The 2,772-nt window shown below is 74.5% G+C and carries 1 protein-coding gene; it reads right to left on the bottom strand.

The features are described 5' to 3' along the window. Nucleotides 1–2,772: Rne/Rng family ribonuclease (locus tag DEP02_RS20600; protein ID WP_232839212.1), on the bottom strand; the 2,772-nt coding region annotated here is incomplete at both ends.

The following is a 2,772-nucleotide window of genomic DNA, read 5'->3' as shown; positions in this document are numbered from 1 at the left end:
GTGGCCTTGCGCACGGCACGGCGGCGGGGACGGGCCGGGGCGGCGGCCTCGGCGGGCGGCTCCTCCGCCTGCGCGGGCTCGGGCTCGGCCTCCGGCTCCGGGGCGGCCTCCGGGACCGTCACCACGGCCGCCTCGGCACCCTCCGGGGAAGCGGCCGGCGCGGACACCTCGCGGGTCACGCGACGGCGCGTACGGGCCTTCGGGGCGGCCTCCTCGGCAGGCGGGGCCTCGGCCGGGGACGCCGGGACGACCGCGTCCTCGACGGCCACCGGTTCGGCCTGCGCCTGCTCGGCCGACACCGGCTGCACCGGGCGCTCGGCCGCCTCCGCCGCGGTGACGTCCTGAGCCGTGGGAGCCCGGGTGGCGTCGTCGGCATGATCCCTCGGCGCGCCCGCCGGAGCGGACACCCGACGGCTCACGCGGCGCCGCCCACGGCCCCGGCTCGCCGCGGCCTCCGCCTCGGCGACGCTGCTGTACAGCTCCTCGTCCGGCGCCATCTCGAGTGCGGGCAGGGCGACCGGCTCGGCGACCTCGGCGGCGACCTCCTCCTCCGTCTCCGCCTCCTCCTCCGCGGTCCGGGCGGCGGCCTGAGCCGCCACGGCCTCGTGCTCGTGCGGCTGCTCGGCACCCGCGCGAGCGCGCTTGCGGCGCTTGCTCCCGCCGGCGGCGGCGCTCGCCTGGTCGAGGTGGACGATGACGCCGCGGCCGTTGCAGTGGACGCAGGTCTCGGAGAACGACTCCAGCAGGCCCTGACCGACCCGCTTGCGGGTCATCTGCACCAGGCCCAGCGAGGTCACCTCGGCCACCTGGTGCTTCGTACGGTCCCGGCCCAGGCACTCCAGCAGGCGCCGCAGCACCAGGTCGCGGTTGGACTCCAGGACCATGTCGATGAAGTCGATCACGATGATGCCGCCGAGGTCGCGCAGCCGCAGCTGGCGCACGATCTCCTCGGCCGCCTCCAGGTTGTTCCTGGTGACCGTCTCCTCCAGGTTGCCGCCCTGGCCGGTGAACTTGCCGGTGTTGACGTCGATGACGATCATCGCCTCGGTCCGGTCGATCACCAGCGAACCGCCGCTGGGCAGCCAGACCTTGCGGTCCAGGGCCTTGGCGAGCTGCTCGTCGATCCGGTACGTCGCGAAGGCGTCGACCTCGCTCGTCCAGCGCTGCAGTCGCGGGGCGAGGTCCGGGGCGACGTGCGAGACGTACCCGTGGATGGTCTCCCACGCCTCGCCACCGCTGACGACGACCTTGGAGAAGTCCTCGTTGAAGATGTCGCGCACGACCCGGACCGTCATGTCCGGCTCGCCGTACAGCAGCTTCGGCGCGCCGCCGCTCTTGGCCCTCTTCTGGATGTCCTCCCACTGCGACTGCAGCCGCTCCACGTCCCGGCGCAGCTCGTCCTCGCTCGCGCCCTCGGCGGCGGTGCGCACGATGACGCCCGCGTCCTCGGGGACGATCTTCTTGAGGATGCTCTTCAGCCGGGTCCGCTCGGTGTCGGGCAGCTTGCGGCTGATGCCGGTCATCGAGCCCTCGGGGACGTACACGAGGTAACGGCCCGGCAGGGAGACCTGGCTGGTCAGGCGGGCGCCCTTGTGCCCGATGGGGTCCTTGGTGACCTGCACGAGCACGGACTGCCCGGACTTCAGGGCGGACTCGATACGACGCGGGCCGTTGGCCAGCCCCAACGCCCCGAAGTTGACCTCGCCCGCGTACAGCACGGCGTTGCGGCCCTTGCCGATGTCGATGAAGGCGGCCTCCATCGACGGCAGCACGTTCTGCACCTTGCCGAGGTAGACGTTGCCGACGTACGAGGTCGCCTGCTCCTTGTTGACGTAGTGCTCGACGAGCACGCCGTCCTCCAGGACGCCGATCTGCGTACGGTCGCCGTGCTGTCGTACGACCATCACACGCTCGACGGCCTCACGGCGGGCCAGGAACTCGGCCTCGGTGATGATCGGAACGCGTCGGCGTCCCTGCTCACGGCCTTCCCTGCGGCGCTGCTTCTTGGCCTCCAGCCGGGTCGAGCCCTTGATGGACTGCACCTCGTCGGAGGGCTCGGCGGGCTTGCGCGGCTCGCGGACCTTGACGACGGTGCGCTCGGGGTCGTCGGCGGACGGCTCGGCGTCGGTGCCGGTGTCACCGGCCCGGCGACGGCGGCGGCGACGGCGACGGCTGCTGCTGGAGCCGCCGCCCGCACCGGCCGGCTGTTCCTCGTGGTCCTCATGGTCCTCGGCCGACTCCGCGGCGTGAGCCGTCTCCTCGTCGTCGTCCTCCTCGAGCTGCTCGGCGGTGTCCTCGGCGTCCTGCGCGGCCTGCTCGGCGGTGAGCTCGTCGGTCTCCTCCGACTCCTCGTCACCCCCGGTCTCGGCGGACTCGCCCCGGCGACGGCGCCGGCCACCGCGGCGGCGGCGACGGCGGGAGCCGGTCTCCTCGCCCTCCTCGCCCTCGACGGCGTCCCCGGCGTCCTCGGCCTCCTCCGCCTCTTCCTCGGCGGACTCGTCGACCGTCTCGTCGGCGGCCTCGGCCGCCCGGGCCTCGGGCTCCTCGCCGTGACCGGGGCCCCGGCGACGGCGGCGGCGCCGCGAGCCGCCCTGCTCGGCCTGGTCCTCCGGGTGCTCCTGGGGCTCCTCGTCCTCCACGGCCCCGGCCACCGCCGCGGCGGCGGCCCGCTCCGGGGTCTGGAACATCGGCTCGGTGAAGACGGGCGGCTGGAACACGGCGACGGCGGGCCGCGCGGGCCGGCGCGGGGCCTCGGCCTCGGCGGCCGGGGTC

This window comes from Streptomyces triticisoli (assembly GCF_003270085.1).
GTDB classification, from domain to species: domain Bacteria; phylum Actinomycetota; class Actinomycetes; order Streptomycetales; family Streptomycetaceae; genus Streptomyces; species Streptomyces triticisoli.
Note: the sequence above shows the minus strand (reverse complement) of the source record. Positions and strands in the feature narration are given on the sequence as shown.